Raw genomic sequence first — 2,629 nt, 5'->3', positions numbered from 1 at the left:
GGCCCGCACCTCCTCGGAGGCGCGGGCCGTCGCCCGTACCCAAACCCTGATCAAGGGCGAGAACGGCATCGGTACGGTCCGCAAGACCACCCTCCCCGGGGGCCTGCGCGTCGTCACCGAGACCCTGCCCTCCGTGCGCTCCGCCACCTTCGGCATCTGGGCGCACGTCGGCTCGCGCGACGAGACGCCGGCTCTGAACGGCGCCACGCACTATCTCGAACACCTCCTCTTCAAGGGCACGAACAAGCGCAGCGCCCTGGACATCTCCTCCGCGATCGACGCGGTCGGCGGCGAGATGAACGCGTTCACGGCGAAGGAGTACACGTGCTACTACGCACGCGTGCTCGACACCGATCTGCCGCTCGCCATCGACGTGGTCTGCGACATGCTCACCGGCTCGCTGATCCGCGAGGACGACGTGAACGTCGAGCGCGGCGCGATCCTCGAAGAGATCGCGATGACCGAGGACGACCCGGGCGACTGCGTGCACGACCTGTTCGCGCACACGATGCTCGGCGACACCCCGCTCGGCCGTCCGGTCCTCGGCACGGTCGACACGGTCAACGCCCTCACCGCGGACCGCATCCGGCGCTTCTACAAGAAGCACTACGACCCGACCCACCTCGTGGTCGCGGCCGCGGGCAACGTCGACCACAACAAGGTCGTACGCCAGGTCCGTGCCGCCTTCGAGAAGGCGGGCGCGCTGGGGCAGCAGGCCGCCACCCCGATCGCCCCGCGCGACGGCCTGCGCACCATCCGCACCGCCGGACGCGTCGAACTCCTCGGCCGCAAGACCGAGCAGGCGCACGTCGTCCTCGGCATGCCGGGCCTGGCCCGCACCGACGAGCGCCGCTGGGCGCTCGGCGTCCTGAACACCGCGCTGGGCGGCGGCATGTCCTCCCGCCTCTTCCAGGAGGTCCGGGAGAAGCGCGGCCTCGCGTACAGCGTGTACTCGTACACCTCGGGCTTCGCCGACTGCGGCCTCTTCGGCGTGTACGCGGGCTGCCGTCCGAGCCAGGTCCACGACGTGCTGAAGATCTGCCGCGACGAACTCGACCAGGTCGCCGAGCACGGCCTGTCCGACGACGAGATCGGCCGGGCCATCGGCCAGCTCCGCGGCTCCACGGTCCTCGGCCTGGAGGACACGGGCGCGCTGATGAACCGTATCGGCAAGAGCGAGCTGTGCTGGGGCGAGCAGATGTCCGTCGACGACATGCTGACCCGGATCGCCTCGGTCACCCCGGACGACGTCCGGGAGGTCGCCGCCGAGATCCTGGGACAACGGCCCTCGCTGTCGGTCATCGGCCCGCTGAAGGACAAGCAGGCGTCCCGCCTGAACGACGCCGTCGCCTAGAGCGGCACACGTCCTCGACCGGGGCAGGTCCCCGACTAAGGAATCACGAACATGAGCAAGCTGCGCGTGGCGGTCCTGGGCGCCAAGGGGCGTATCGGATCAGAGGCGGTCCGGGCCGTCGAGGCCGCCGAGGACCTGGAGCTGGTGGCAGCCCTCGGGCGCGGGGACTCCCTGGAGACCCTGACCGACACCCGCGCCCAGGTCGTCGTCGAACTCACCACCCCCGACTCGGTGATGGACAACCTCGGCTTCTGCGTGCGCCACGGCATCCACGCCGTGGTCGGTACGACGGGCTGGACCGACGAGCGCCTCGCACAGCTGACCGCCTCGCTGGCCGCCGCACCGGGGACGGGCGTGCTCATCGCCCCGAACTTCTCCATCGGCGCGGTCCTCACCATGAAGTTCGCGGAGGTGGCCGCGCCGTACTTCGAGTCCGTCGAGGTCATCGAACTGCACCACCCGAAGAAGGTGGACGCCCCCAGCGGCACCGCCTCCCGCACCGCCCAGCTCATCGCCGCCGCCCGGCGGAAGGCGGGCAGCGCCCCGCAGCCCGACGCCACGGCGACGGGCCTGGACGGCGCACGCGGCGCGGACGTCGACGGCGTTCCGGTGCACTCGGTGCGGCTGCGCGGTCTGCTGGCCCACCAGGAAGTGCTGCTCGGCGGGGAGGGCGAGACCCTCACGATCCGCCACGACTCCCTCCACCACAGCAGTTTCATGCCGGGCATCCTGCTCGGCGTACGCCGTGTCGTGGACACCCCGGGCCTCACCTTCGGCCTGGAACACTTCCTGGATCTGAAGTAACCACCATGGGCGCGAAAATCACGTACGCCGTCACGGCCGCCGTCCTGGTCGTCTACTTCGTCCTGGTCGGCAGCCGCGGGGTGATGCTCATCCAGCACGGCACACTGCTCACCGTCACCTTCGGTGTCGCCGTCCTGATCCTGCCGGTGATCGGTGTCTGGTTCCTCTGGAAGAACACCCGGTTCGTCCAGCGGGCCAACCGGCTCGCCACCGAACTGGACGCCGAGGGCGGGCTGCCCGTCGACGAGCTGGCGCGTACCCCGGCCGGCCGTATCGACCGGGACTCCGCCGACGAGGTCTTCGCCCGGCGCAAGGCCGAGACGGAGGACGCCCCCGACGACTGGCGCAGCTGGTTCCGGCTGGCTGTCGCCTACCACGACGCCCGTGACACCCCACGGGCCCGCAAGGCGATGCAGCACGCGATCGCCCTCCACGACGGCAAGCCCGTACGGGCCTGAACGACGCTGTCTC

General features: G+C 70.6%; 3 protein-coding genes. All 3 read left to right on the top strand.

Going from position 1 to position 2,629, the window contains the following annotated elements; translation table 11 throughout:
• Positions 1-1,354: M16 family metallopeptidase (locus ACFWGJ_RS43260; protein WP_387334466.1), on the top strand; the 1,354-nt coding region annotated here is incomplete at its 5' end.
• A gap of 51 nt (positions 1,355-1,405) precedes the next feature.
• The gene (dapB, locus tag ACFWGJ_RS43255; protein ID WP_387334465.1) at positions 1,406-2,158 is read left to right on the top strand and encodes a 4-hydroxy-tetrahydrodipicolinate reductase; all 753 of its coding nucleotides are present in this window, start codon (positions 1,406-1,408) and stop codon (positions 2,156-2,158) included.
• Between the two features lie 5 nt (positions 2,159-2,163).
• Positions 2,164-2,616 (top strand): hypothetical protein, encoded by a 453-nt coding sequence (locus ACFWGJ_RS43250; protein WP_387334463.1) that lies wholly within the window; start codon positions 2,164-2,166, stop codon positions 2,614-2,616.
• Positions 2,617-2,629 lie beyond the last annotated feature (13 nt).

This window comes from Streptomyces sp. NPDC060205 (genome assembly GCF_042728395.1).
GTDB lineage: Bacteria > Actinomycetota > Actinomycetes > Streptomycetales > Streptomycetaceae > Streptomyces.
The sequence above is the reverse complement of the archived record's forward strand: the minus strand, read 5'-3'. Positions and strand labels throughout refer to the sequence as shown.